The following is a 21,433-nucleotide window of genomic DNA, read 5'->3' on the forward strand; positions in this document are numbered from 1 at the left end:
TCAGCACCGGAACTGGGCTGCGGGATGAGCGGCGGGCAACCTGCCATTCCCGCCGCCGAAAAGCTTCTGCCGCAAGGGTCCTGCAGCATAGTCCGTCTTGAAAACGCCTCGCTCCTGCAGCACCGGCACCACCAGGTCGACGAAATCGCGCAGGCTTTCCGGCGCCACTGTCCGCGCCAGATTGAAGCCGTCGATGCCCCCCTCTTCTATCCATGTCGCGAGATGATCGGCGATGTGTTCCGGCGAACCCACCATCGGCTTCATCCGGCTGCCGAGCACCATCTGGTCGATGATGTCACGCAGCGTCACCGGCTTGGCGCCTGTTTCGTGATGGTCGCAAGTGCTGATTGATTGGCGTTGGTCGAGCTCTGGTCGATGACGTCGTCCAATCCATACTTGGAAAAGTCGATGCCTGTCGAAGCGGAGTAATGCGCAAGCGAAGCCTCGACGCTCGCATGGCGGCGATAGTCCTCCAGCTTGTCCCGCGCTTCCTTCTCCGTCCGCCCGACGACGACGGTGATCAGGCTCAGGATCTTCAATGCGTCGGCGCCGCGGCCGAATTCCGTCGCTTTCGCCCGCAGCGCATCGACGGTCGGCTTGGCCGCCTTGGGGTTTGGCCCGGCAATGAAGACGCATTCGGCGTGGCGTGCGGCGAAATCCTGCCCGCGCGCCGAGGCGCCGGCCTGGAAGAGCAGGGGCGTGCGCTGCGGCGAGGGCTCGGAAAGATGGATGCCTTCCATCCGGTAATATTTGCCGTCGTGACGGACAGAGCGCACTTTGGAGGGATCTGCATAGACGCCGCCCGCCTTGTCGCGCACCACCGCATCGTCGTCCCAGCTCCCTTCCCAGAGCTTGTAGAGAATTTCTAGATATTCTTCGGCTGCGTCGTAACGCGCATCATGTTCCGGCAGCTTGTCGAAACCCATGCTGCGAGCCGCACCGTCGAGATAACCGGTGACGATGTTCCAGCCGATCCGTCCCTTGGTCAGGTGGTCGAGCGTCGACATCCGCCGCGCCAGCAGGAAGGGTGGCTCATAGGTGGTGTTGACGGTCACGCCGAAACCCAGATGTTTCGTGACATAGGCCATCGCCGAAATCGGGATCATCGGATCATTGACCGGGATCTGCGCGCCCGTCTCGATCACCGGCGACGGGCTACCCCTGTAGACATCGTAGACACCGACGATGTCGGCCAGGAAGATGCCGTCCAGCTTGCCGCGTTCGGCGGTCTTGGCAAACTCCGTCCAGTAGTCGAGATCGGTATAGTGCGCTGAGCGGTCGCGCGGATGCGTCCACAGACCGTGGTTGATGTGCCCGACGCAGTTCATGTCGAAGGCATAGATCTGCATGGTCTTCATGAGGCGGTTCCCAAAGCCGGCAATAGAAATCAAGGATTTGCCGCATTAATTATCCTGGAGCATGATACCGAAAAGTGTGAGGCTTTTCGGACGACATCATGCTCTAACTATATAATGTAGAACAGGATTCAGATTTTAGCCGGCTCGGCCTAAAATCATCCTGTTCGGGCTCTATCGCACGAGGAGCCTGTGAAATGGTAGGGTGGGGATGAAAAAAGCCGGAGGAACCGCATGACGAAGAAGATGCTGTCGGATTGGGCGGAGCTTGCGCAAAAGGAACTGCGCACCTCGCCCGAGAAGCTGACCTGGCAGACGCCGGAAGGCATTGCCGTCAAGCCGCTCTATACGGCCGAGGATCTTGACGGCGCCGGGCACCTTGGTTCGCTTCCTGGTTTTTCGCCTTTCACCCGCGGCCCACGGGCGACGATGTATGCCGGCCGGCCTTGGACGATCCGCCAATATGCCGGCTTCTCGACGGCAGAGGAATCCAACGCCTTCTATCGCCGCAATCTGGCGGCCGGCCAGAAGGGCCTGTCGGTCGCCTTCGATCTTGCCACCCACCGCGGCTATGACAGCGATCATCCACGCGTCGAGGGTGATGTCGGCAAGGCGGGTGTGGCAATCGACAGCGTCGAGGACATGAAGATCCTGTTCGACGGCATTCCGCTCGGCGAAATGTCGGTGTCGATGACCATGAACGGCGCCGTCATCCCGATCCTTGCCTCCTTCATCGTGGCCGGCGAGGAGCAGGGCGTTCCACGAGCCGACCTTTCGGGGACCATCCAGAACGACATCCTCAAGGAGTTCATGGTCCGCAACACCTATATCTATCCGCCGGAACCATCGATGCGGATCGTTGCCGACATCATAGAATATACGGCCAAGGAGATGCCGAAATTCAATTCGATCTCGATCTCCGGCTATCACATGCAAGAGGCCGGCGCGACGCTGGTGCAGGAACTTGCCTTCACGTTGGCCGACGGTCGCGAATATGTCAGGGCGGCGATTGCCAAGGGCCTCAATGTCGATGATTTCGCCGGCAGGCTCTCCTTCTTCTTCGCGATCGGCATGAACTTCTTCATGGAGGCGGCAAAGCTTCGCGCCGCCCGGCTGCTTTGGACCCGCATCATGGAGGAGTTCCAGCCGAAGAAGGCTTCCTCGCTGATGCTGCGCACCCATTGCCAGACCTCCGGCGTCTCGTTGCAGGAACAGGATCCTTATAACAACATCATCCGCACCGCTTTCGAGGCGATGTCGGCCGTGCTCGGCGGCACGCAGTCGCTGCATACCAACTCGTTCGACGAGGCAATCGCGCTGCCGACGGAATTTTCCGCCCGCATCGCCCGCAACACGCAGCTGATCCTGAGCCACGAAACCGGCGTCACCAAGGTGGTCGATCCGCTGGCGGGCTCCTATTACGTCGAGAGCCTGACGAAGGAGCTTGCCGACAAAGCCTGGGCGCTGATCGAGGAGGTGGAAGCACTCGGCGGCATGACGAAGGCGGTCAATGATGGCCTGCCGAAACGGCTGATCGAGGAAGCGGCTGCACGCCGCCAGGCGGCGGTCGACAAGGGCGAAGAGGTCATCGTCGGCGTCAACCGCTACCGGCTCGACAACGAGCAGCCGATCGACATTCTGGAGATCGACAACAGCGCAGTACGCAAAGCGCAGATCAGACGTATCGAGGAAACCAAGCGGCGGCGCGATGGCGGAGCCGTGCGCGAGACGCTGGCGGCCCTGGCCGAGATCGCACAGAACGACAAAGGCAACCTGCTGGAAGCCGCCATTGAGGCGGCCCGAGCCCGCGCCACGGTCGGCGAGATATCGGATGCGATGCGCGGCGCCTTCGGCGATCATGCCGCTACGCCTGTGGTGATCAAGGGCGTCTATGGCGAAGCGTATGAAAATGAGCCGGAACTCGCCGTGCTTAAGGCTCGTATGACCGAGGTGACGGAAGCCATGGGGCACCGGCCGAAGATCATGGTCGCCAAGCTCGGTCAGGACGGGCACGACCGGGGCGCCAAGGTGATCGCTTCGGCTTTCGGCGACATCGGCTTCGATGTACTCGCCGGTCCCCTCTTCCAGACACCGGAGGAAGCTGCCGGCGTCGCGCTCAGCGAAAAGGTCAACGTCGTCGGCGTCTCGTCGCTGGCGGCCGGTCACAGGACGCTGCTACCGCAGCTGATCGACAGCCTGAGGGAACAGGGCGGTGGCGATATCATCGTCGTCTGCGGCGGCGTCATCCCGCGTCAGGACTATGAATTCCTGCACGAACACGGCGTTGCAGCCGTCTTCGGCCCGGGGACAAACGTTCTCGAGGCGGCAAACTCCGTCCTCGACTTGCTGCAGGGCAGGCGACGGAATCAGTAATTTAGAGAAGACCGCGCTTTGCGAGGTTGCTCATCAGCGCCGAAATACCGAAGGTCCAGGGCGGGCATTCGGTGGAGAGCCGCACGGTGTTGACGAGCGCACCGAGGCCTACCGAGGAAATCTCGACGACATCGCCGATCTTGTGGGTGAAGCCTTGCTTCGGCGCGTCGCGGTCCTGCGTCGGCGCAAACAGCGTGCCGAGGAAAAGCATGAAACCGTCAGGATATTGGTGATGGGCGCCGACCGTCTGCTTGACGAGATCGGTCGGGTCGCGGCTGATCTGTGACATCGAACTCTTGCCATGCAGCACGAAACCGTCCTGGCCCGACACCTTCAGGTCGAGTTCGGCCTTACGGACGTCATCCAGGCTATAACCGGCATCGAACAGGCGGATGAAAGGACCGATCGAGCAGGAGGCGTTGTTGTCCTTGGCCTTGCCGAGCAACAGTGCCGAGCGGCCCTCGACGTCGCGCAGATTGACGTCGTTGCCGAGCGTCGCACCCTTGATCTCGCCGCGGCTGTTGACCGCGAGCACGATTTCCGGCTCGGGATTGTTCCAGGTCGAGATCGGATGCAGGCCGACGTCCGCACCCCAGCCGACGGAGGAAAGCACCGGCGACTTGGTGAAGACTTCGGCATCCGGCCCGATACCGACCTCGAGATATTGCGACCACATGCCCTCGTCGATCAGTGCCTGCTTGACCTTGGCGGCCTCCGGCGAGCCGGCCTTAAGATTGGTGAGGCTACCGCCGATCAGCGTGCTGACACGCTCGCGGATCGAGGCGGCGCGTTCCGGACTGCCGGCCGCCTTCTCCTCAATGACGCGCTCGATCATCGACTGCGCAAAGGTGACGCCGCAGGCTTTGACTGCCTGCAGGTCGACGGGCGCCAGGAGATAGGGACGCGCTTCATCCGGCGTGCCGGTGCTGTTGGCAGCGATCTCCTCCAATGAGCCAACCGCCTTGCCACTTGCGGCACGGACGAAGCCGGCGGCATCCTGACGCTCGAGCAGGGCGCTCAACGTCGGCGCCTCGCGCGAGGTGATGTCGACCAGCACCCCCTCGCGAAGCGTCACGATGCTTGGCCCGGCAACCTCGGGATTCCAGGCGCGGCCGACAAAAAGACCATCCGAAGCGGCGACATCGAGCAGAGGTTGAGACATGGTGATCTTCCGTCACAGGCGAGCGGGGAGCGCTCTTCAAAACATTGCAGGGTGTTGCCGCCCTCCAGCCCGGCGGCGGCCGAAATCGATCACATTCACGGAGACGGGGCAAGATGCGTCGGGGAAAAAGACTTTCGCCCGATCGGTTCAAGCCGTGGCCCTTTGTCGAAAGACCAAGCGCAAAAACCTGCAAAATAACTATTTAGATACAAATTAATCATTATATTTCAAATGTTTAATTTGAACCATGGTCGGTTTCCCCCTTCATCTCGCCTTGACAGGAGGCGGCTTTCGTTATCTGTTTTGCTCAACATGGAGGAGGCTGGCGTCATGCGGCCACACGAAAATCCCAGGAGGATATTGCAGCGATGTTGAGATTTGCCGTCGTCGGAATCGACCATGGGCACACATTCGATCACGTAAAGGGATTGCTGGCCGCAGGCGGCGAGTTCGTCGGCTATTGCCCGCAGACCTCGGTGCCGGCACTGCGCGAGGCCTTCGAGAAGACCTATCCTGACGCGCCGCAGATCGACAGGGAAAAGCTGTTCGACGATCCGTCAATCGATGTCATCTGCATTTCCGCAATCCCCCGCGACCGCGCCGGACTTGCCATCCGCGCAATGAGAGCGGGTAAGGATGTGATGACCGACAAGCCGGGCGTGACCACCTTCGCCCAACTTGAGGACGTCAGGCGCACCGTTGCCGAGACCGGCAAGATCTTCTCGATCTGCTTTTCCGAGCGCCACTGCGTACGCTCCGCCGTCAAGGCCGGCAAGCTTGTCGCCGAAGGCGCGATCGGCAAGGTGATCCAGACGCTCGGCGTCGGTCCGCACCGGCTCCAACTGCCGACCCGGCCGGATTGGTTCTTCGATCCCGAAGCCTTCGGCGGCATCATCGTCGATATCGCTTCACACCAGGTCGACCAGTTCCTGTTTTATACCGGCTCGACCACAGGCGAGGTCATCGCAAGCTCGATCGGCAATTTCGGCATGCCCGACAAGCCGGCTTTCGAGGATTTCGGCGAGGTGCTTCTGCGTTCCGACAAGGCGGCGGGTTATGTCCGCGTCGACTGGTTCACACCGGAGGCGCTACCGACCTGGGGCGACGGGCGCCTGACCATTCTCGGCACCGAAGGCTACATCGAACTGCGCAAATATATCGATATCGCCGGCCGGCCGGGCAAGGATCACCTCTTCCTGGTCAACGGCAAGGAAATGACCCATATCGATTGCAGCGGCGAAAAACTCGATTATTTCGACGCTTTCACCGCCGACGTCGGCAACCGTACGCAGACGGCGATGACCCAGGATCACGTTTTTGAAGTCTGCCGTCTTTCGCTCGAAGCCCAGGCGAAAGCCGCGCGCATCGGCGCTCGCTGAGGAGGATATCATGACCAGAAAATTGCGCGTCGGCGTCATCGGCGCAGGCATCGCTGCGCGGCATCTGGCCGGCTTCGGCTGGAACAAGGAGCTTTTCGAAGTCCCCGTGCTCTGCTCGCTCGACGAGGAACGCGGCAGGGCGCTGTGCGAGGAATACGGCATTGGCGAATACACGCAGGATGCGGATTCGCTGTTTGCCCGTGACGATCTGGATATCATCGACATTTCGACGCCGCCGAGTTCGCATTTCGAACTCTGCCGCAAGGGTATCGAATCCGGCAAGCACGTGATCTGCGAGAAGCCGCTCTTCGGCTCGATCGCCGAGGTCGACGAGATGGGGCGCATCCTCGATCGTTACCCGGGCAAGAAGCTGATGCCGATCTTCCAGTATCGCTACGGTTCCGGCCTGCAGAAGCTGAAGTTGCTGATCGAGCGCGGCCTGGCCGGTAAGCCGTTCCTGACAACGATCGAAACCCATTGGTGGCGCGGACCGGATTATTATGCCGTGCCGTGGCGCGGCAAATGGGCAAGCGAACTCGGCGGCGGCCTTCTCGGCCACGCCATCCACGCTCATGACATGCTGAACTACGTGCATGGCCCCTGCGCCGAGGTGTTTTCCTATGGCGCGACGCTGGTCAATCCGATCGAGGTCGAGGATACGGCAGCCCTTTCGGTGAAGATGCAGAACGGCTCGCTGGCGACGCTGTCGATGACGCTCGGCTCGCGCAAGGAGATCTCGCGGTTGCGCTTCTGCTTCAACGATCTCGTCGCCGAAAGCATCATCGAACCCTATACGATGGGCCGTGATCCGTGGACGTTCGTCGCCGGGACAGAGGAACATCAGGCGCGGATCGACGAAGTGCTCGCCGCCTATGTGCCTGGCGAGGATGGCTACACCCGTCAGTTCGAGCTCTTCCACAAGGCGATCGTCGAGGACACCGCCCCCCCGGTGACGCTGCAGGATGCCCGCAATTCGCTGGAACTGGTAACGGCCGCCTATTTCTCGCAGCGAACTGGACAACCGACACCGATGCCGATCGCCGCCGATCATCCGCTTTATCGCTCCTGGCTTCCGACAGGGGAATGGCGTGCTGCGGCCACCGTCTGAACCGGGAAGGGCTCTCCCATGCTGAAATCCTTTGAGCATCTCGGCATGACGGTCAGCAACATGGACCGCACCGTCGATTTCTACTGCGGCTTGCTCGGCCTCAGCCTCGTGCTGCGCAAGACGATGGCGAATGGCATGCAGGTAGCGTTCCTCGATGCAGGCGGCGGCATGCTGGAGGTCTTTGCGCCGCCCGACGGCGCGTCGAGGGCGGTCGACGTGTCTGAAGATACGGCCGGCGTCCGCCACCTCACCTTCCATTTCGACAGTGTAGACGAGGCCTTCGCCCGCCTTGAACAGGCGGGCGTCGAGATCAAGGAGCGGCCGCGCTTCGCCGTCCACTCCGAGATGCTGAACAAGATCGCCTTCGTTCGCGATCCCGACGGCATCATCGTCGAGCTTGCCGAACGCTCTCAGAGCCGCCAGGGCTGACCCAGGTGCTGCCGATCGCTTCGCTGCGGGCGGTCAGACCGTCCCGCAGCAGATCGATCAGGCGCGTTTGCCGATCGATGGACTAAACACCATGAGGCTCAGGATCTCAAAGAGCACCTGTGCTGCGGCGTGCGCTGTGTTGGTCGTTGCGTCATATTGCGGGGCAACTTCGACGACATCACCACCGACCAGGTTTATCCCTTTCAGCCCGCGGATCAGTTCAAGGACTTCACGCGTCGTCAATCCACCGACTTCGGGCGTGCCCGTGCCGGGCGCAAAGCTCGGATCGAGGCTGTCGACGTCGAAAGAAAGATAGGTCGGGCCGTCGCCGACGATGGATTTTGCCTTGGCAACGACAGCCGCAATCCCCATTCCGCCGATGTCCTCTGCGTGGATCACGGTCATCCCCGACGCATAGGAGAATTCCCACAAATATTCCGCCGAACCACGGATGCCAATCTGGATTGTCCTTGTCGGATCGAGCACGCCGTCCAGCACCGCATTGCGGAACGGCCCGCCGTGATGAAACTTCGTCTGATCGAAGGCGCCGCTCGTATCGCAATGGGCATCGATATGAATGAGGCCGACCGCTTGCTGCCGGCCGATCGCCTTCAAAATCGGATGGCTGATGGAATGATCGCCTCCGACCGAAAGCGGGGCAACGCCGGCATCGACGATCTGGCCCATGCGTTTTTCGATGTCGTCGTGGCTGAGCTCCAGCCGATAACGGCTTTGGAACGGCACATCGCCGATGTCGGCGACCCGAAGATCAAAGACCGGCGCCGTGGCGAGGACGTGATTATAAGGGCCGATCCTTTCGATGGCGCGAAGCGCTCTCGGTCCGAAACGGGAGCCTGGGCGGTTGGTGACGCCAAGATCCATAGGGATTCCGGTGATCGCGACCTGGAGATTGCCGAAGTCCGGATCATCGGCCGCGACCTGCATGTAGGGTGCGCTGAGGAAGGTCGGTATTCCGGCATAGGGCGCCAGTCTCGTGCCGCTCTTGGAGATGATCTTCTCCGCCACTTTGCGAAACTTCTCATCGAATATCTCGCCGCCATTGGCGTCTGCAAATTCTGCGCGCAGCTGTTCGAGCCGCGTTTTGTCCCACACCATGCGCATGTGTCTCCGCTTCAGCTCCGTCTCGTCAGACAAAGAGGTTGAGAAAACAATTGGTATCGTTGTAGCAATCGGTATCAAAGAGAAATCGATATGATCGCTGCAAAACCCAATTCCCTCGTTGCCCGTCTCTCTGCCCCGCCCATTCCCTCCGTCGTCGCCTGGAGCCGCGAATACAAGGGGGAAAAAGGGCCGCTTATCGATCTGTCGCAGGCCGTGCCTGGCTATCCCGCGCATCCGGAGATGCTTCGGCTTCTTGCCGAGGCGGCCGGACAACAGGCTATGACAGGATACGGGCCGATCGAGGGAGAACCTCTATTGCGCAAGACCTACGCAGCTCATCTTGCCGCGCTTTACGGAACCGACATTTCCGCCGGCAATATCCACATGACCGCCGGCTGCAATCAGGCGTTCATGTGTGCGGCGATTGCACTGGCGAGAGCCGGCGATACGGTCGCGCTGACCAATCCCTTCTATTTCAATCACGACACGACGCTGTCGATGCTGGGGATAGCGCGCCGGTTGGTCGATTGCGACTCCGCCGGCGGCTTTCTTCCCGATCCGGGTTCAGCCGAGGCGGCCCTTGCGGCCGGCGCGAAGATGCTTGCCGTCGTGACACCCAACAATCCCACAGGAGCCGTGTATCCGCCAAGCCTGCTTCACGAGTTTTTTGTGCTTTGCCGGAAATATGGCGCCTGGCTGATCCTCGATGAAACCTATCGCGATTTCCTTGGCGAGGATGACGGACGGCCGCACTCTCTTCTCTCCGAGCCGGGCTGGGAGGACACGCTCGTTCTTCTCTACAGCTTTTCGAAATCCTTCTGCATTCCCGGTCATCGACTGGGTGCAATCACGGCAGGGCCCAAACTCATTGCCGAGATCGCCAAGGTGATGGACAATATGCAGATCTGCGCGCCGCGTTCGGCTCAGATCGCCGTTGCATCGGCGATCCCCGCACTCGCCGAGTGGCGAGCCGGCAACCGGCTGGAGATTGCTCGCCGGGCGGACGCTTTGAGGCAGGTCCTTTCCGGGCTGGCGGATTGGGAGATCGGAGCGATCGGAGCCTATTTCGCCTTTGTCCGCCATCCCCACGCCGATCGATCGTCGTCCGAGGTTGCCGAAAAGCTCGCCAAAGAATCCGGCATCGTTTGTCTACCCGGCGCTTATTTCGGCGAGGGCCAGGAGCGATACCTCAGACTTGCCTTTGCCAATGCGGGTGTAGCTTCGATAGGGCTATTGTCCGAGCGCCTTCGCTAGACCGTTTTGATCAACCTCCGCCGGAAGTTCATGATAGCCGCCGCGCCAATATAGCAGCGGCCCTATGTCCTGCCGGATTTCCATCGCGCAGACATGTCCGACCAAAACGGCATGGGAATTGTAGTGGAATGCGGTTTCGAGCTTACAGTCCAGGACCGCCAGGGCCTTTTCAAGGACCGCCGCGCCGGTCTTGAGGCGATACCATCCTGCATCGCCGTAGCGTTCGGCGCCCTTTCGCCCGTCAAGACCGGCAAAGGATTGCGCCACCTGCTGCTGGTCGGCGGCGAGCACGTTGACACAGAAGCAGCCGTACCGCTGCAACGCCGGCCATGAGGAAGATGCTCGGTTGACGCTGACGATGACGGACGGCAACTCCGCCGAAAGCGAGGAGACCGACGTTGCCGTGAAGCCGGTGCGGTGTTGCCCGTCGCCGACCGTGATCACGCTGACGGCACCCGCCAGATGACGCATCGAAAGCTTGAAGTCCGCTTCGCTGATCAAAGCCTCGGCACTCATCGGGCTGACTCTTTCGTTTTGGCAAAACGGTTTACCGGCATTGAAAGACCCAGGTTTTCGCGCAAGGTCTTGCCCTCATATTCCTCACGGAACAGCCCGCGACGTCGAAGCTCGGGCAGGACCAGCCGCACGAAGTCGTCGAGGCTGGACGGCAAGGTGGGGAACATCAGGATGAAGCCGTCGGCGGCGCGCGTCTCGAACCATTCCTCCATGAAGTCGGCAATCTGGGCCGGCGTGCCTGTCATTCCATTTCCGGTATGCTTCTCGGCATAGTGCCGGATGAGTTCGCCGACGGTGCGGCCGCTTCTCACGAAATCGACCAGCTCGTCGAACAGGGCGCGTGATCCCTTTGGCGCCGCCGGCAGCCGATCCATGGGGAAAGGCTTGTCGAGCGCCACGTCGCGCAGGTCCGCTTCCAGAAATTCGGAGAGCATCAGCCGGCCGACATCCGGATGCATCTTATCGATCAGATAGTCCACCTTCGCCTTTGCCTCGGCTTCGGTTTCACCGACATTGATCACGATGCCCGGCATGATTTTCAGGTTGTCCGGATCGCGCCCAAAGGCCGGCATCCGGCGCTTGACGTTTTCGTAAAAGGCTCGGTTCCGGTCGATATTCGATGCGAGGCTGAAGACGATCTCGGCTGTGCGCGCCGCCATCTCCATTCCGGGTTCCGAACCGCCCGCCTGGGCAATGACCGGGCGGCCCTGCGGCGTTCGCGCGATGTTGAGGGGACCGCGAACCTGGAAGTGCTTCCCTTTGTGATTGAGCGTGTGGTGCTTGTCCTTGTCATAGTAGACACCGTTTTCACGGTCGAGAAGCAGCGCGCCTTCCTCGAAGCTGTCCCAGAGGCCGAACACGACATCGACGAACTCGTTGCCGCGCTCGTAACGCAGCGCATGCGGGTCGAGCCCCTCGCGATTGAAGTTGTAGCCGGTTTCGTCGTGATCGGAGGTGACGACGTTCCAGCAGACGCGCCCCTTGCTCAAATGGTCGATCGAGGCGAATAGGCGCGCCACATTGTATGGCTCGTAATAACTTGTCGACACCGTCGCCACGAGGCCGAGATCGTTGGTGGTGACCGCCAGAGCCGAAAGCAGCGAGAGGGGTTCGAAACGGTTCATCTTGGTCGGAATGCGGGCAAGCGCTTTCGGATCGCCGACGGCAGCGGCAGGAGAATCCGCCATGAACATGAAATCGAATTTGGCCGCCTCGGATCGTTTGGCAACATCGTGCAGATGAGCGAAGTCGTTGGCGCCGCTGACGTCGCTTGCCGGATGCAGCCAGGAGGCAGGATGAAAGCCGAACGTATAGACGAAAGTCCCGAGTTTCATCTTGTCGGTTCGCGCCATCGAGCTCTCCTGCCATGTCGGCCACGCCGCCAACGGTGGGAGGGCGACTGCGCAAATTATCGCCAGGCGCAAATTTTCATCAATATCGCTCAGCTGGGTTCCGTTTTAGTTTTTCTAAAGTATCGGCTTAGGCGCGGACGCCAGAGCCTGCTGACGGGAAACAGCAATGAGCCAATCGCGGAATTCGCGCCCGTGGGGCTTCTGTAAGGCCGCCCGATCCCAGGCGAGAAAATAGCTTTCGCGCAGTGCAATGCGCAGGTCGACGGGAATGACGAGCGTTTGCGCCTCGAGCTCATCTGATATCATCGACATCTGCGCGAGAACGACGCCGCGTTTGTTAACGGCCGCGTCAATAGCGCTGCTCGACAGGGTGAAGGAAAGGCCTGGCGTTGACGCGTCGAAGGAGGCACCGGCCTTGGCGGCAAACTCCGCCCAGCTGGGGTAGGGGGTGAAGTGCCGTTCCCACTCGACATGGAGGAGGGGCTGTTTGAAGAGATCGCGAGCCGCATGCGCGCGATCCTGCATCAGCGCCGGCGAACAGGCCGGCACCACCCAATCGCGAAACAGTTCGGTATAATGTTCGTGCTGCAGCACGTCCGACCCGTAGCTCACGCGGAAATCGATATCGTCGAAGCCGATGCGGGGCTCTCTGTCGCGTCCGATGATCCTCACCTGCACGTCGGGATGAAGCGCTTGCCAGTCGAAGATGCGCCTGCCGATCCATTTGTTGACGACAGAGGAAAGCGCACTGAGAACCAATGCTGTCTCATTGCGCGCCTTTTCCAGCAGTTGCCCGGCGAGCGCGAATTGCTCAAATCCCTTCGATATCTCCTGGTGGTAGAGCCGGCCCCAGGCAGTCAGCTCGACGGTTCGTCCGCTGCGTTCCAGAAGCGAAACGCCAAGGAAGCTTTCGATTTTGTGAATCTGCTGGCTGATGGCTCCCGGCGAGACGTTGAGCTCCAGTGCCGCGGCCGTCACGCCGCCGCAGCGCCCCACCGCCTCGAAGGCCTGCAAGCCCTTCAGCGGGATCGTCTTGAAGCGCTCATCGGTCACTTACGGAGCCTCTCGTGATTTTCGCCAGCTCAAATTGCCGTCGGGTGAAACGTCCCTGCAAACTGGAACCGGTCGCCTGGATGGGTAATTTCGACATATGTCACCGTGCGCCCGTTCTGCCAGGTCTGGCGGATCAGGCTCAGGCAGGCCTCGCCCCTCTCAATCTGCAGGATTCGGGCCGTCACGGTATCGGCCGAGACTGCACGAATGACATGTTTGGCCTTGGACCAGGGCACCTGCTCGAGCAGCCATTTGCCGGGCGGGATCGAGGCGAAGCTCTCTTCTCTCGCCCGTGGCACGGCATCGAGCATGATGATCCGCCGCTCGATGGCATTCGGTCTGCCATCGACGATATGCAGGCATTGAAGCCTAAGGACTTCTGCATCGGCAGGCTCCGACAGCTGCTGCGCCTCCGTCTCACCAAGGCGCTCGACCTTGCGGGCGAGAATCTCGAAGCGGTGCTCATGGCCGGCCAGTTCCGCTTCGGTGCTGATATCCTGAATATCCATCACCGTTCGGTCGATCTGGGGCGATGCGACGAACGAACCGGTCTTGCGCCGCCTGACGATCATGCCGCGCTCGGCCAGCGCCGACAGCGCCTTGCTGACGGTCATCCGCGAGCACCGATATTCCGCCGCGAGTTCGTGTTCGACGGGAATGCGGTCGCCGGGCCGCCAATCGCCGCTGAGGATCTTCGTCTCGACATCCGTGAAAATACGCTGATAAATCGACACCAAGCCCGCACCTCATCCGGCGTCAACGAAGATAAATCCGGAACGGTCCGCCAGCAGCATCCTGCCGCCCGGCACAAATTTTGCGTTCCTTGTCTTTTACATTGACACTCTAGGCCCGCCTATATCTATTTGTATAGTCAAAAGCGGAGCATAGAAATCCGCGCAGAGGAAATCGAAGTCGGGAACCAAAACTCCTCCGCCGGGGGAATAAAAACTGGAGAGATGATCATGAAGGCAAATTCACTGCTGAAGGGTCTGGTCGGCGCTGCGTTCCTGTTCGGAGCAGCCGTTTCCGCCCATGCCGCCGACACGCTGGCAGCCGTCAAGGCAGCCGGCACCCTCAAGGTTGGCACCGAGACGGCTTTCGCACCGTTTGACTATATCGATGCCGGCGAGCACACGGGCTTGAACGTCGACCTCTTTGCCGAGATCGGCAAGGAACTCGGCGTCAAGATCGAGTGGGTAGCCCTTCCCTGGGATGGCGTCTTCCCGGCGCTTGAGGCCGGCAAGTTCGACGTCGTCGCAGGGCCTGCAACGATCACCAAGAAGCGCTTGGAGCGCTATCGCTTCACGCCGCCGATTGCAGAAGCGACGATTGCGATCCTGAAAAAGGCCGGCGACACGACGATCAGCAAGCCGGAGGATATTGCGGGCAAGACGATCGGCGTCGGCAAGGCAACCGCCCAGCTCGACCAGCTGAAGGAATTCTCCGGCACGCTGCCGACCAAAGTCGACGTGCGCGAATATCCGGCCTTTACCGAATCCTACGCCGATCTCGCAGCCGGCCGTATTGCCGGCGTTGCCAACTCGCTGCCCAATATCGCCTTCGTCGCCAGCCAGCGAAAAGGCACGTTCGAAGTCGTCCTGCCGCCATTCGGGAAGAAGTCCTATTTCGGCTTCATCGGCCTCAAGGATGCCGATCACGCCCCGCTGATGGATGCGATCGATGCCGCGATGCTCAAGATCAAGGCAGATGGACGCATGGCTGAGCTGCAGAAGAAGTGGTTCGGGGCATCTTTTGATACGCCTGATGCTGTCAAGGACCCGGCATTCTGATTAGCTGCCGGTGAAACGAACGCGCCCCGCCATCGGTCGGGGCGCAATCTGCCGTGGCATCCGAGTTCACGGCCGCAGCGCCCAGGCAAACACCGCCCATGTCCATCAAGCTTTTCGAACTGCTTCTGCAAGCCTCGATCTACACGGTGACGATCAGCGTGGTTTCCATCCTGATCGGCTTTGCGATCGCGATCGTCATTTCAGCCATGCTGCTCTCACGGCAACGGCTTTTCATGCTGCCGGCGCAGATTTTCATCAGTTTCTTTCGTGGTGCACCGCTGCTGGTCCAGCTGTTGCTGATCTATAATCTGCTGCCGGTGATCGGCATCAACGTGCCGAGCATCGTTGCGGCCGTCGTTGGCCTGTCCTTGTGTACTGCAGCCTATCAGGCTGAAAATCTGCGCGGTGGTTTTGCCAGCGTTCCCGTGGGCCTGGTCGAATCTGCCGAAATGGTCGGCATGACTCCCATTCAGATCTTCCGCCGTATCAGGGCACCGATCGCTCTCCGCCTGACTTTCCCGGCGCTCGTCAATGAAGCGATCCTTATTCTGAAGGCGTCTTCGCTCGTCTCCGTCGTCGGAATCGTCGAGCTGACACGCATGGCTCAGGACCTTGCCGGCAGCACCTTCCTGCCGCTCGAGATTTTTGCTTCCGCGGGTCTGATCTATCTCATCATCAATTGGATCGTTGCCCTTGCGGGAGGCCTGATCGAACGCTCCCTGCCAGGAGTGCCGCGATGACCTTTGATACCAATGTGATTTTCAGCAACTTGCCGGAGATCCTCAACGGTGCATGGGTCACCATCCTCATCTGGATCGTCACCACTCTTGCCGCTGCCGTACTGGGTTTCCTTGTCGCTGTCGCGCGACGTTTTGGCGGCGTGCTGCTGGACAGGGCGTTCGGCATTGTCATCGCCGTGCTGCGCGGCACGCCCTTCCTGATTCAGATATTCCTAGTCTACTATGGTGGCCCCTTCGTCGGATTGTCGCTCGATCCGATCCCGGCCGGCATCGTCGGCCTTTCCATCTACGGCGCAGCTTATTTCAGTGAGATCTTCCGCTCGGGCTTTGCCGCAGTCCCGAAGGGACATATCGAGGCCGGCCTGTGCGTTGGCCTGACACAAGGGCAGATCATCCGGCGCATATTGCTGCCGGAGATGACCATGCTGGTGTTGCCACCTTCGGTCAACATGACGATCATCCTCATGAAGGAGACGGCCGTTCTGTCCATCATCACCGTGCCGGAGTTGACGGCGACACTCAGCGCCATCGGCTCGCAGCAATATGCTTTCGTCGAGGCGCTCTTCGTTCTTGCTTTATTTTATTGGGTGCTGGTCGAAATCACCGGCTGGCTTGGCCATCTCGCCGAAACGAAACTCACCAGATTCAGGTTTTTCAACATATGAGCGTTCCTGCGATCGCAGTCAAAAATCTCGTCAAGACCTTCGGCGGCTCCACCGTGCTGCACGGCATCGACCTCGAAATCGAGCAGGGACAGGTTTCCTGCGTCATCGGCCCGTCAGGATCCGGCAAGAGTACGCTGCTGCGCTGTATGGCCTTCCTGGAAGAATCGACCAAGGGGACGATTACCGTCAATGGCGAGGTGCTTGGCTTTGCGGAAAACGCAAAGGGCGTCCGGGAGCGGGTACCAGCTGCAGTGAACCGGCAAATTCGATCGCAGATCGGCATGGTTTTTCAGCAGTTCAATCTCTGGCCGCATATGACGGCGCTCGGCAATGTCAGCGAGGCGCTGAAGACGGTTCACAAGATGAGCCGCAAGGATGCCGAGGAGCGGGCAATGGCCCAGCTCGTCAAGGTCGGCCTGGAGGGCAGGGCAGGGCACTATCCGTCGCAGCTCTCGGGAGGGCAGCAACAGCGCGTCGCTATCGCTCGCGCGCTCGCCCTCAACCCGAAGATCATGCTGTTTGACGAGCCAACCTCGTCACTCGATCCTGAGTTGACCGGCGAAGTGCTGAACGTCATGCGCGATCTCGCCGCCGAGGGCATGACGATGGTCGTCGTCTCCCACGAGATCGGATTTGCCGCAACGGTCGGCCAGCAGATCGTCTTTCTCGATCACGGCAAGGTGCTGTTCACCGGCCCGCCGCAAGACGTCTTCAAACGACCGAGAAACCCCCGCCTCGAACAATTCCTGGATACCTATATCGATCGCGGAGCCTCGATGCTGCTGTGACGTTCATGTCCTTCCCGATCGTCGGACAGAGCTCCACGGCCGGTGTCGGGTTCAGGCAATTTCCTCTTCGAGTATTTTCACGGGCCGGTCCCACTGGATGAGCACGACACAGCCGGTATCGCTCCAGACCGAGTGTTCGCTGCCCGGCGCGTTGACGATATAACTGCCGCTGATGTAATCGCCCGTCTCGTCGGATTGAACGCCATCGAGCACCAGGATGGTTTCGAGCCCCTCATGGCGATGGCGGGGGACGGAGGCGCCGGGCTCATATTTCAACAGCGCCACGCCCGGCTGATCGCCCTCGAAGGGGCGGATCCAGTGAATGGTGAGAGCATCACGGAAAGGGCCGAATTCCAGCTCCTTCCAGCCGCCTGACGTCAGGCGTTCGCGGGTCGTTTCAGGCATGGGCGATGCTTTCCAGAATGTCGTCGACATGGGCGGTCCAGCCGACGATCGCGCCCTGGGCACGGATCATGGCGATGGCTGCGGCTTTGAATTCGGGGAAGTAGCTTTCCGTCGCCTCCTCGGCGAGAAGGCATTCATAGCCGCGGTCGTTTGCTTCGCGCATCGTCGTCTGCACGCAGACTTCGGTGGTGACACCGGCAAAGACGAGCTGCTTGATGCCCCTCTGCTGTAGCACGGTGCCGAGTTCGGTGGCGTAGAAGGCGCCCTTGCCGGGTTTTTCGATAACGACTTCGCCCTTCACAGGAGCGAGTTCCGGAAGAATTGCCGTGCCGGGTTCGCCCGAGATCAGGATGCGGCCCATCGGGCCTTCGTCGCCGATCCTGAGCGACGGATTGCCGCGGTCGCGTTTGGCCGGCGGCAGGTCGGAGAGATCAGGCCGGTGGCACTCCATCGTATGGATCACAGGCAGGCCGGCATTGCGGAAGCCCTGGATCAGGCGTTTGACATCGGGCACGATCCTGGTGATGCGGCTGACATCATTGCCGAGGCTGGCGCCGAAGCCGCCGGGCTCGGCGAAATCGCGCTGCATGTCGATGACGATGAGGGCGAGCTCAGCGTGCTTCACCGGAAAGGCGAAAGGCTCTGCCTTGATCTCCATCATCAGTGATGTCCCGCCATGTGGGCGCCGATCACGCCGATATCGGCCGAACGCGCCGGTGTCTCGTAAACCAGCTTGCCTTCCGAAATGACCATGATGCGGTCGGACATCTCGAGCAGTTCGTCGAGGTCTTCGGAAAGCAGCAGCACGGCGGCTCCCGAATTGCGTGCCTTCATGATCCGGGCACGGATTTCGGCAACGGCCGAAAAATCCAGTCCGAAACAAGGGTTAGAGACGATCAGCAGATCGACCTCACCCGTCAGTTCGCGGGCGAGCACCGCCCGCTGCACGTTGCCGCCCGAAAGTGCTGCGATCGGCGAGGAGGAAGAGGCCGTCTTGACCTTGAAGTCGGAGATCAGCGCCGAGGCACGCTTCTTCATGCTGCCCTTGTTCAGCCAGATCGCGTCCTTGCCGTCCAGCTTCAAGTCGAAGGTGCGGAACGCAAGGTTCTCGCTCACGGTCATCTTGGGCGCACAGGCATTCTGCAACGGCTCTTCGGGGATGAAACGCACCCTGTTCTTGCGGGTCTCCTCACGGGTGGCGCCGTAAGTCTCGCCGTTGACCATGACCTGGCCGCTATCGGTCGGGCGCTGGCCGGCCAGAATTTCCGTCAGCTCCTTCTGGCCGTTGCCGGATATGCCGGCAATGCCGACAATCTCCCCGGAGCGGACCGTCAGCGCGTCGATCTCGATCGTCTTCAGTCCGGAGCGATCCGGAGCTTTCACCTGGGTGACAGTGAGCACGGATTTGGCCGCTTCCGCCACCGGCAGACGGCTGTCGAGCTCGGCGAGCTTGACGTCGCCGATCATCATCCCCGCCATCTCGGCAGTGGAAAGCTCGCCGACCTTGCCGGTGCCGACCAGCTTGCCGCGCCGCAGGATCGAGACGGCATCGGCGAACTTCGTCACCTCGTGGAACTTGTGGGAAATCATCAGCACGGTGAGCTCGCCGCGCTCGGTCATCCCGCGGACGATGCCGAGCATCTCATCGGCTTCGGCCGGCGTCAGCACCGAGGTCGGCTCGTCGAGCACGAGGAAGGAGCGGCCGAGATAGAGCTGCTTGACGATTTCGAGCTTCTGTTTTTCGCCGGCCGCAAGCTCGCTCACCGGTCTGTCGAGCGGGATCTTGAACGGCATGCGTTCCATGAAACCCGCCAGATCCTTGCGTTCCCTGGCCCAATTGATCACCGCGGGTACTTCGGTACGGCTGATGACCAGGTTTTCCGCACCGGTCAGGGACGGAACCAGTGTGAAATGCTGGTAGACCATGCCGAGCCCATAGGCCGCGGCATCCTTGGGTGAGGCCACCGCCACCTCGCGGCCGTCGACCGACAACGAGCCTGAGGTGGCGTGATAGAAGCCCATGATGCATTTGACGAGCGTCGACTTGCCGGCGCCGTTTTCACCGAGAACCGCGTGAAAAGAGCCAGCTGGAACGGCGATCGAAACGTTGTCGAGCGCGGTGAACGAGCCGAAACGCATGGTCATGCCGAGCGTATCGATGCCGACCGCCTTGCCGGCCTGGGGGAGGGGCGTGTCGCGAACGGTGCTCATGGCAGCTGGCTCACAAAGGTTTCGGAATTGGAGACGGAGCCAAAGACGCCGCCCTGCATCTTCACCATCTTGATGGCGGCGAGGTGGTTTCCGTAGTCGGTCGCACCACAGCAGTCTTCCAGAAGCAGGCATTCGTAGCCGCGGTCGTTCGCCTCGCGCATCGTCGTCGAGACGCAGACATCGGTGGTGATTCCTGTGAGGATAATGTTCTCGATGCGCTTCTGGTTGAGGATAAGTTCGAGGTCGGTGGCGCAGAACGAACCCTTGCCGGGCTTGTCGATGATCGTCTCGCCTTCGATCGGGTAAAGTTCGGGAATGATGTCCCAGCCGGGTTCGCCACGCGTCAGGATGCGGCCGCAGGGGCCGGCATCGCCGATGCCGGCGCCGATCCGCTGCGAGCGCCAGCGTTTGTTGGCCGGCAGATCGGCGAGGTCGGGGCGATGGCCCTCGCGGGTGTGAATGATGTGGTAACCCTTGGCCCGCATGGCGGCCAGCACATGCTTGATGGGTTCGATCGGCGCCTGCACCAGCGAAAGGTCGTAGCCCATATGGTCGACATAGCCGCCCTTGCCGCAGAAATCCGTCTGCATGTCGATGATGATGAGGGCGGTATTGTCGGGCCTCAGAGCGCCGTTATAGGGCCACGGATACGGATCGGCGTCGATAAAATGCCCTTCGGTGTCGACCATCGCGTCCATCATTCTCTCTCCTATTCCGCGGCAGGTTTGAGGGGTTCGCCGTAACGGCGCATCGGCTTGTCAAATCCGCAGGACGTGCCGTCCCTGACCTTTATCTCGTCTTCCCATGGCAGGCGGTATTTGCCGGCAACAAGGTCGTGCATGTAGGTGTAGGGCGCATCCTGGGCGCCGCCGGCGACGGCGACATAGCCGCGATGGCCGAACTGGTAGATATTGTTCTCCACCCCCCAGCCGAGCCGGGCCTCGCGCACCAGATCAGGACGCACCTCTGCGGTGATGATCTCGTTAACGCGGCCGGATGTGCCGTGGGCGATGATCGTGCCGTCGAAATTGCAGATCATGCCTTCACCAATGGAGTCGAACGTTCCGTCCGAGCCGCACATGCAGACATTCGCGGTGACCATCAGATTGCAGAAGGCATTGGCCTGGTTGGTAAAACGCCAGGCATCGCGGATCGGCGCCGTGTAGCCGGCTGTGCGGATCATGACTTCGGCGCCCTTATAGGCGCATTCGCGCGCCATCTCCGGGAACATGCCGTCATGGCAGATGATCAGCGCGAGCTTGGCGCCCCGCGGGCCCTCGATGACGGGGATGCCAAGGTCGCCGGGCTCCCAGGGCTCGACGGGGATCCAGGGATGCATCTTGCGATAATAGAGCTTCAACTCGCCCTGATCGTCGATGACGATGCCGGAATTGTAGGGCATGCCGCCAGGGTTCAGCTCCATGATCGAGAAGCAGCCCCAGATCCGGTTGTCCTTGCAGGCCTGCCTGAAGGCCGCGACCTCCGGCCCGTCGAGCGTGCACATGATCTCCGGATTGATGTCCATGGAAAGGCCATGCAGCGCGTATTCGGGAAAGACGACGAGGTCCATGCCCGGCTGATTGCGCCGCGCCTTACCCACCAGATCGACGATCACCTGCGTCTGCTTTGCCAAGTCCGCTTTGGTGACGGTCACCGGCAGCTGGAGCTGAACGAGGCCGATGCCGACGCCGTGTTCGGATTTGTTGAGCCCACCAAGTCCGTTCATCGGAA

General features: G+C 60.9%; 20 protein-coding genes and 1 pseudogene. 9 read left to right on the forward strand and 12 right to left on the reverse strand.

Going from position 1 to position 21,433, the window contains the following annotated elements:
- A pseudogene (locus B5P46_RS00500) lies at window positions 1-1,358 on the reverse strand (LLM class flavin-dependent oxidoreductase).
- Window positions 1,359-1,589: 231 nt separating this feature from the next.
- On the opposite strand from B5P46_RS00500, the gene scpA reads away from it, so the two are divergent.
- Window positions 1,590-3,728, forward strand: coding sequence for a methylmalonyl-CoA mutase (gene scpA / locus B5P46_RS00510; RefSeq protein WP_129416969.1), 2,139 nt, complete (start codon window positions 1,590-1,592; stop codon window positions 3,726-3,728).
- A 1-nt stretch (window position 3,729) separates the two neighbouring features.
- Here scpA and B5P46_RS00515 read toward each other — a convergent pair whose 3' ends face one another.
- Window positions 3,730-4,890, reverse strand: coding sequence for a fumarylacetoacetate hydrolase family protein (locus B5P46_RS00515; RefSeq protein ID WP_129416970.1), 1,161 nt, complete (start codon window positions 4,888-4,890; stop codon window positions 3,730-3,732).
- Between the two features lie 368 nt (window positions 4,891-5,258).
- On the opposite strand from B5P46_RS00515, the gene B5P46_RS00520 reads away from it, so the two are divergent.
- Genes B5P46_RS00520 through B5P46_RS00530 form a run of 3 tightly spaced genes read left to right on the forward strand, consistent with a single transcriptional unit; the run spans window position 5,259 to window position 7,806 of the window.
- Complete coding sequence (locus B5P46_RS00520) at window positions 5,259-6,269, forward strand: Gfo/Idh/MocA family protein (RefSeq protein WP_129416971.1); 1,011 nt, start codon at window positions 5,259-5,261, stop codon at window positions 6,267-6,269.
- Window positions 6,270-6,279: 10 nt separating this feature from the next.
- Window positions 6,280-7,377, forward strand: a complete 1,098-nt coding sequence (locus B5P46_RS00525; protein ID WP_129416972.1) for a Gfo/Idh/MocA family protein — start codon at window positions 6,280-6,282, stop codon at window positions 7,375-7,377.
- A gap of 18 nt (window positions 7,378-7,395) precedes the next feature.
- Window positions 7,396-7,806 carry a VOC family protein gene (locus tag B5P46_RS00530; RefSeq protein ID WP_129416973.1) on the forward strand — a complete coding sequence of 137 codons (411 nt, stop codon included), beginning with the start codon at window positions 7,396-7,398 and terminating at the stop codon, window positions 7,804-7,806.
- Window positions 7,807-7,863: 57 nt separating this feature from the next.
- Here B5P46_RS00530 and speB read toward each other — a convergent pair whose 3' ends face one another.
- Window positions 7,864-8,922: an agmatinase gene (gene speB, locus B5P46_RS00535; protein WP_129416974.1), complete on the reverse strand. Its 1,059-nt coding sequence runs from the start codon at window positions 8,920-8,922 to the stop codon at window positions 7,864-7,866.
- Between the two features lie 96 nt (window positions 8,923-9,018).
- Between speB and B5P46_RS00540 the strand changes: the two genes are divergently transcribed.
- The gene (locus B5P46_RS00540; protein WP_129416975.1) at window positions 9,019-10,182 is read left to right on the forward strand and encodes an aminotransferase; all 1,164 of its coding nucleotides are present in this window, start codon (window positions 9,019-9,021) and stop codon (window positions 10,180-10,182) included.
- Here the strand turns inward: B5P46_RS00540 and B5P46_RS00545 are convergent.
- The 4 genes from B5P46_RS00545 to hutC all read right to left on the reverse strand — a co-directional run bounded on the left by B5P46_RS00545 (window position 10,159) and on the right by hutC (window position 13,840).
- Entirely contained in the window at window positions 10,159-10,698 is a 540-nt protein-coding gene (locus tag B5P46_RS00545) for a flavin reductase family protein (protein ID WP_129416976.1), read from the reverse strand. The genes B5P46_RS00540 and B5P46_RS00545 overlap by 24 nt on opposite strands.
- Window positions 10,695-12,050 (reverse strand): LLM class flavin-dependent oxidoreductase, encoded by a 1,356-nt coding sequence (locus tag B5P46_RS00550; RefSeq protein WP_129416977.1) that lies wholly within the window; start codon window positions 12,048-12,050, stop codon window positions 10,695-10,697. The genes B5P46_RS00545 and B5P46_RS00550 overlap by 4 nt, the downstream gene beginning before the upstream one ends.
- A gap of 114 nt (window positions 12,051-12,164) precedes the next feature.
- Window positions 12,165-13,103: a LysR family transcriptional regulator gene (locus tag B5P46_RS00555; RefSeq protein ID WP_129416978.1), complete on the reverse strand. Its 939-nt coding sequence runs from the start codon at window positions 13,101-13,103 to the stop codon at window positions 12,165-12,167.
- Between the two features lie 29 nt (window positions 13,104-13,132).
- A complete protein-coding gene (gene hutC, locus B5P46_RS00560; protein WP_129416979.1) occupies window positions 13,133-13,840 on the reverse strand; it encodes a histidine utilization repressor in 708 nt (235 codons plus the stop codon).
- 225 nt (window positions 13,841-14,065) lie between these two features.
- Here hutC and B5P46_RS00565 point away from each other — a divergent pair, with 225 nt between their 5' ends.
- The 4 genes from B5P46_RS00565 to B5P46_RS00580 all read left to right on the forward strand — a co-directional run bounded on the left by B5P46_RS00565 (window position 14,066) and on the right by B5P46_RS00580 (window position 17,086).
- On the forward strand, window positions 14,066-14,893 hold the full coding sequence (locus tag B5P46_RS00565) for a transporter substrate-binding domain-containing protein (RefSeq protein ID WP_129416980.1): 828 nt from the start codon (window positions 14,066-14,068) through the stop codon (window positions 14,891-14,893).
- A 98-nt stretch (window positions 14,894-14,991) separates the two neighbouring features.
- A complete protein-coding gene (locus B5P46_RS00570; RefSeq protein ID WP_129416981.1) occupies window positions 14,992-15,633 on the forward strand; it encodes an amino acid ABC transporter permease in 642 nt (213 codons plus the stop codon).
- Window positions 15,630-16,298 carry an amino acid ABC transporter permease gene (locus B5P46_RS00575; RefSeq protein WP_018496279.1) on the forward strand — a complete coding sequence of 223 codons (669 nt, stop codon included), beginning with the start codon at window positions 15,630-15,632 and terminating at the stop codon, window positions 16,296-16,298. Before B5P46_RS00570 ends, B5P46_RS00575 begins: the two co-directional genes overlap by 4 nt.
- Entirely contained in the window at window positions 16,295-17,086 is a 792-nt protein-coding gene (locus B5P46_RS00580; RefSeq protein ID WP_018486125.1) for an amino acid ABC transporter ATP-binding protein, read from the forward strand. The genes B5P46_RS00575 and B5P46_RS00580 overlap by 4 nt, the downstream gene beginning before the upstream one ends.
- 51 nt (window positions 17,087-17,137) lie before the next feature.
- On the opposite strand, the gene B5P46_RS00585 is transcribed toward B5P46_RS00580, so the two are convergent.
- Genes B5P46_RS00585 through B5P46_RS00605 form a run of 5 tightly spaced genes read right to left on the reverse strand, consistent with a single transcriptional unit; the run spans window position 17,138 to window position 21,428 of the window.
- Window positions 17,138-17,491: a cupin domain-containing protein gene (locus B5P46_RS00585; RefSeq protein ID WP_129416982.1), complete on the reverse strand. Its 354-nt coding sequence runs from the start codon at window positions 17,489-17,491 to the stop codon at window positions 17,138-17,140.
- Entirely contained in the window at window positions 17,484-18,152 is a 669-nt protein-coding gene (locus tag B5P46_RS00590; protein WP_129416983.1) for a cysteine hydrolase family protein, read from the reverse strand. Before B5P46_RS00590 ends, B5P46_RS00585 begins: the two co-directional genes overlap by 8 nt.
- Window positions 18,152-19,702 (reverse strand): ABC transporter ATP-binding protein, encoded by a 1,551-nt coding sequence (locus B5P46_RS00595; protein ID WP_129416984.1) that lies wholly within the window; start codon window positions 19,700-19,702, stop codon window positions 18,152-18,154. Before B5P46_RS00595 ends, B5P46_RS00590 begins: the two co-directional genes overlap by 1 nt.
- Window positions 19,699-20,400, reverse strand: coding sequence for a biuret amidohydrolase (gene biuH, locus B5P46_RS00600; RefSeq protein ID WP_129417127.1), 702 nt, complete (start codon window positions 20,398-20,400; stop codon window positions 19,699-19,701). The genes B5P46_RS00595 and biuH overlap by 4 nt, the downstream gene beginning before the upstream one ends.
- A gap of 11 nt (window positions 20,401-20,411) precedes the next feature.
- Entirely contained in the window at window positions 20,412-21,428 is a 1,017-nt protein-coding gene (locus tag B5P46_RS00605) for a formamidase (RefSeq protein WP_129416985.1), read from the reverse strand.
- Window positions 21,429-21,433 lie beyond the last annotated feature (5 nt).

Source organism: Rhizobium leguminosarum (genome assembly GCF_004123835.1).
Lineage (GTDB): Bacteria > Pseudomonadota > Alphaproteobacteria > Rhizobiales > Rhizobiaceae > Rhizobium > Rhizobium leguminosarum_M.

Bases quoted from the DNA above. Each gene is read 5' to 3' on its own strand.
- scpA (WP_129416969.1), top strand. From the start codon at position 1,590: ATGACGAAGAAGATGCTGTCGGATTGGGCGGAGCTTGCGCAAAAGGAA.
- B5P46_RS00515 (WP_129416970.1), bottom strand. From the start codon at position 4,890: ATGTCTCAACCTCTGCTCGATGTCGCCGCTTCGGATGGTCTTTTTGTC.
- B5P46_RS00520 (WP_129416971.1), top strand. From the start codon at position 5,259: ATGTTGAGATTTGCCGTCGTCGGAATCGACCATGGGCACACATTCGAT.
- B5P46_RS00525 (WP_129416972.1), top strand. From the start codon at position 6,280: ATGACCAGAAAATTGCGCGTCGGCGTCATCGGCGCAGGCATCGCTGCG.
- B5P46_RS00530 (WP_129416973.1), top strand. From the start codon at position 7,396: ATGCTGAAATCCTTTGAGCATCTCGGCATGACGGTCAGCAACATGGAC.
- speB (WP_129416974.1), bottom strand. From the start codon at position 8,922: ATGGTGTGGGACAAAACGCGGCTCGAACAGCTGCGCGCAGAATTTGCA.
- B5P46_RS00540 (WP_129416975.1), top strand. From the start codon at position 9,019: ATGATCGCTGCAAAACCCAATTCCCTCGTTGCCCGTCTCTCTGCCCCG.
- B5P46_RS00545 (WP_129416976.1), bottom strand. From the start codon at position 10,698: ATGAGTGCCGAGGCTTTGATCAGCGAAGCGGACTTCAAGCTTTCGATG.
- B5P46_RS00550 (WP_129416977.1), bottom strand. From the start codon at position 12,050: ATGGCGCGAACCGACAAGATGAAACTCGGGACTTTCGTCTATACGTTC.
- B5P46_RS00565 (WP_129416980.1), top strand. From the start codon at position 14,066: ATGAAGGCAAATTCACTGCTGAAGGGTCTGGTCGGCGCTGCGTTCCTG.
- B5P46_RS00570 (WP_129416981.1), top strand. From the start codon at position 14,992: ATGTCCATCAAGCTTTTCGAACTGCTTCTGCAAGCCTCGATCTACACG.
- B5P46_RS00575 (WP_018496279.1), top strand. From the start codon at position 15,630: ATGACCTTTGATACCAATGTGATTTTCAGCAACTTGCCGGAGATCCTC.
- B5P46_RS00580 (WP_018486125.1), top strand. From the start codon at position 16,295: ATGAGCGTTCCTGCGATCGCAGTCAAAAATCTCGTCAAGACCTTCGGC.
- B5P46_RS00585 (WP_129416982.1), bottom strand. From the start codon at position 17,491: ATGCCTGAAACGACCCGCGAACGCCTGACGTCAGGCGGCTGGAAGGAG.
- B5P46_RS00590 (WP_129416983.1), bottom strand. From the start codon at position 18,152: ATGATGGAGATCAAGGCAGAGCCTTTCGCCTTTCCGGTGAAGCACGCT.
- B5P46_RS00595 (WP_129416984.1), bottom strand. From the start codon at position 19,702: ATGAGCACCGTTCGCGACACGCCCCTCCCCCAGGCCGGCAAGGCGGTC.
- biuH (WP_129417127.1), bottom strand. From the start codon at position 20,400: ATGGACGCGATGGTCGACACCGAAGGGCATTTTATCGACGCCGATCCG.
- B5P46_RS00605 (WP_129416985.1), bottom strand. From the start codon at position 21,428: ATGAACGGACTTGGTGGGCTCAACAAATCCGAACACGGCGTCGGCATC.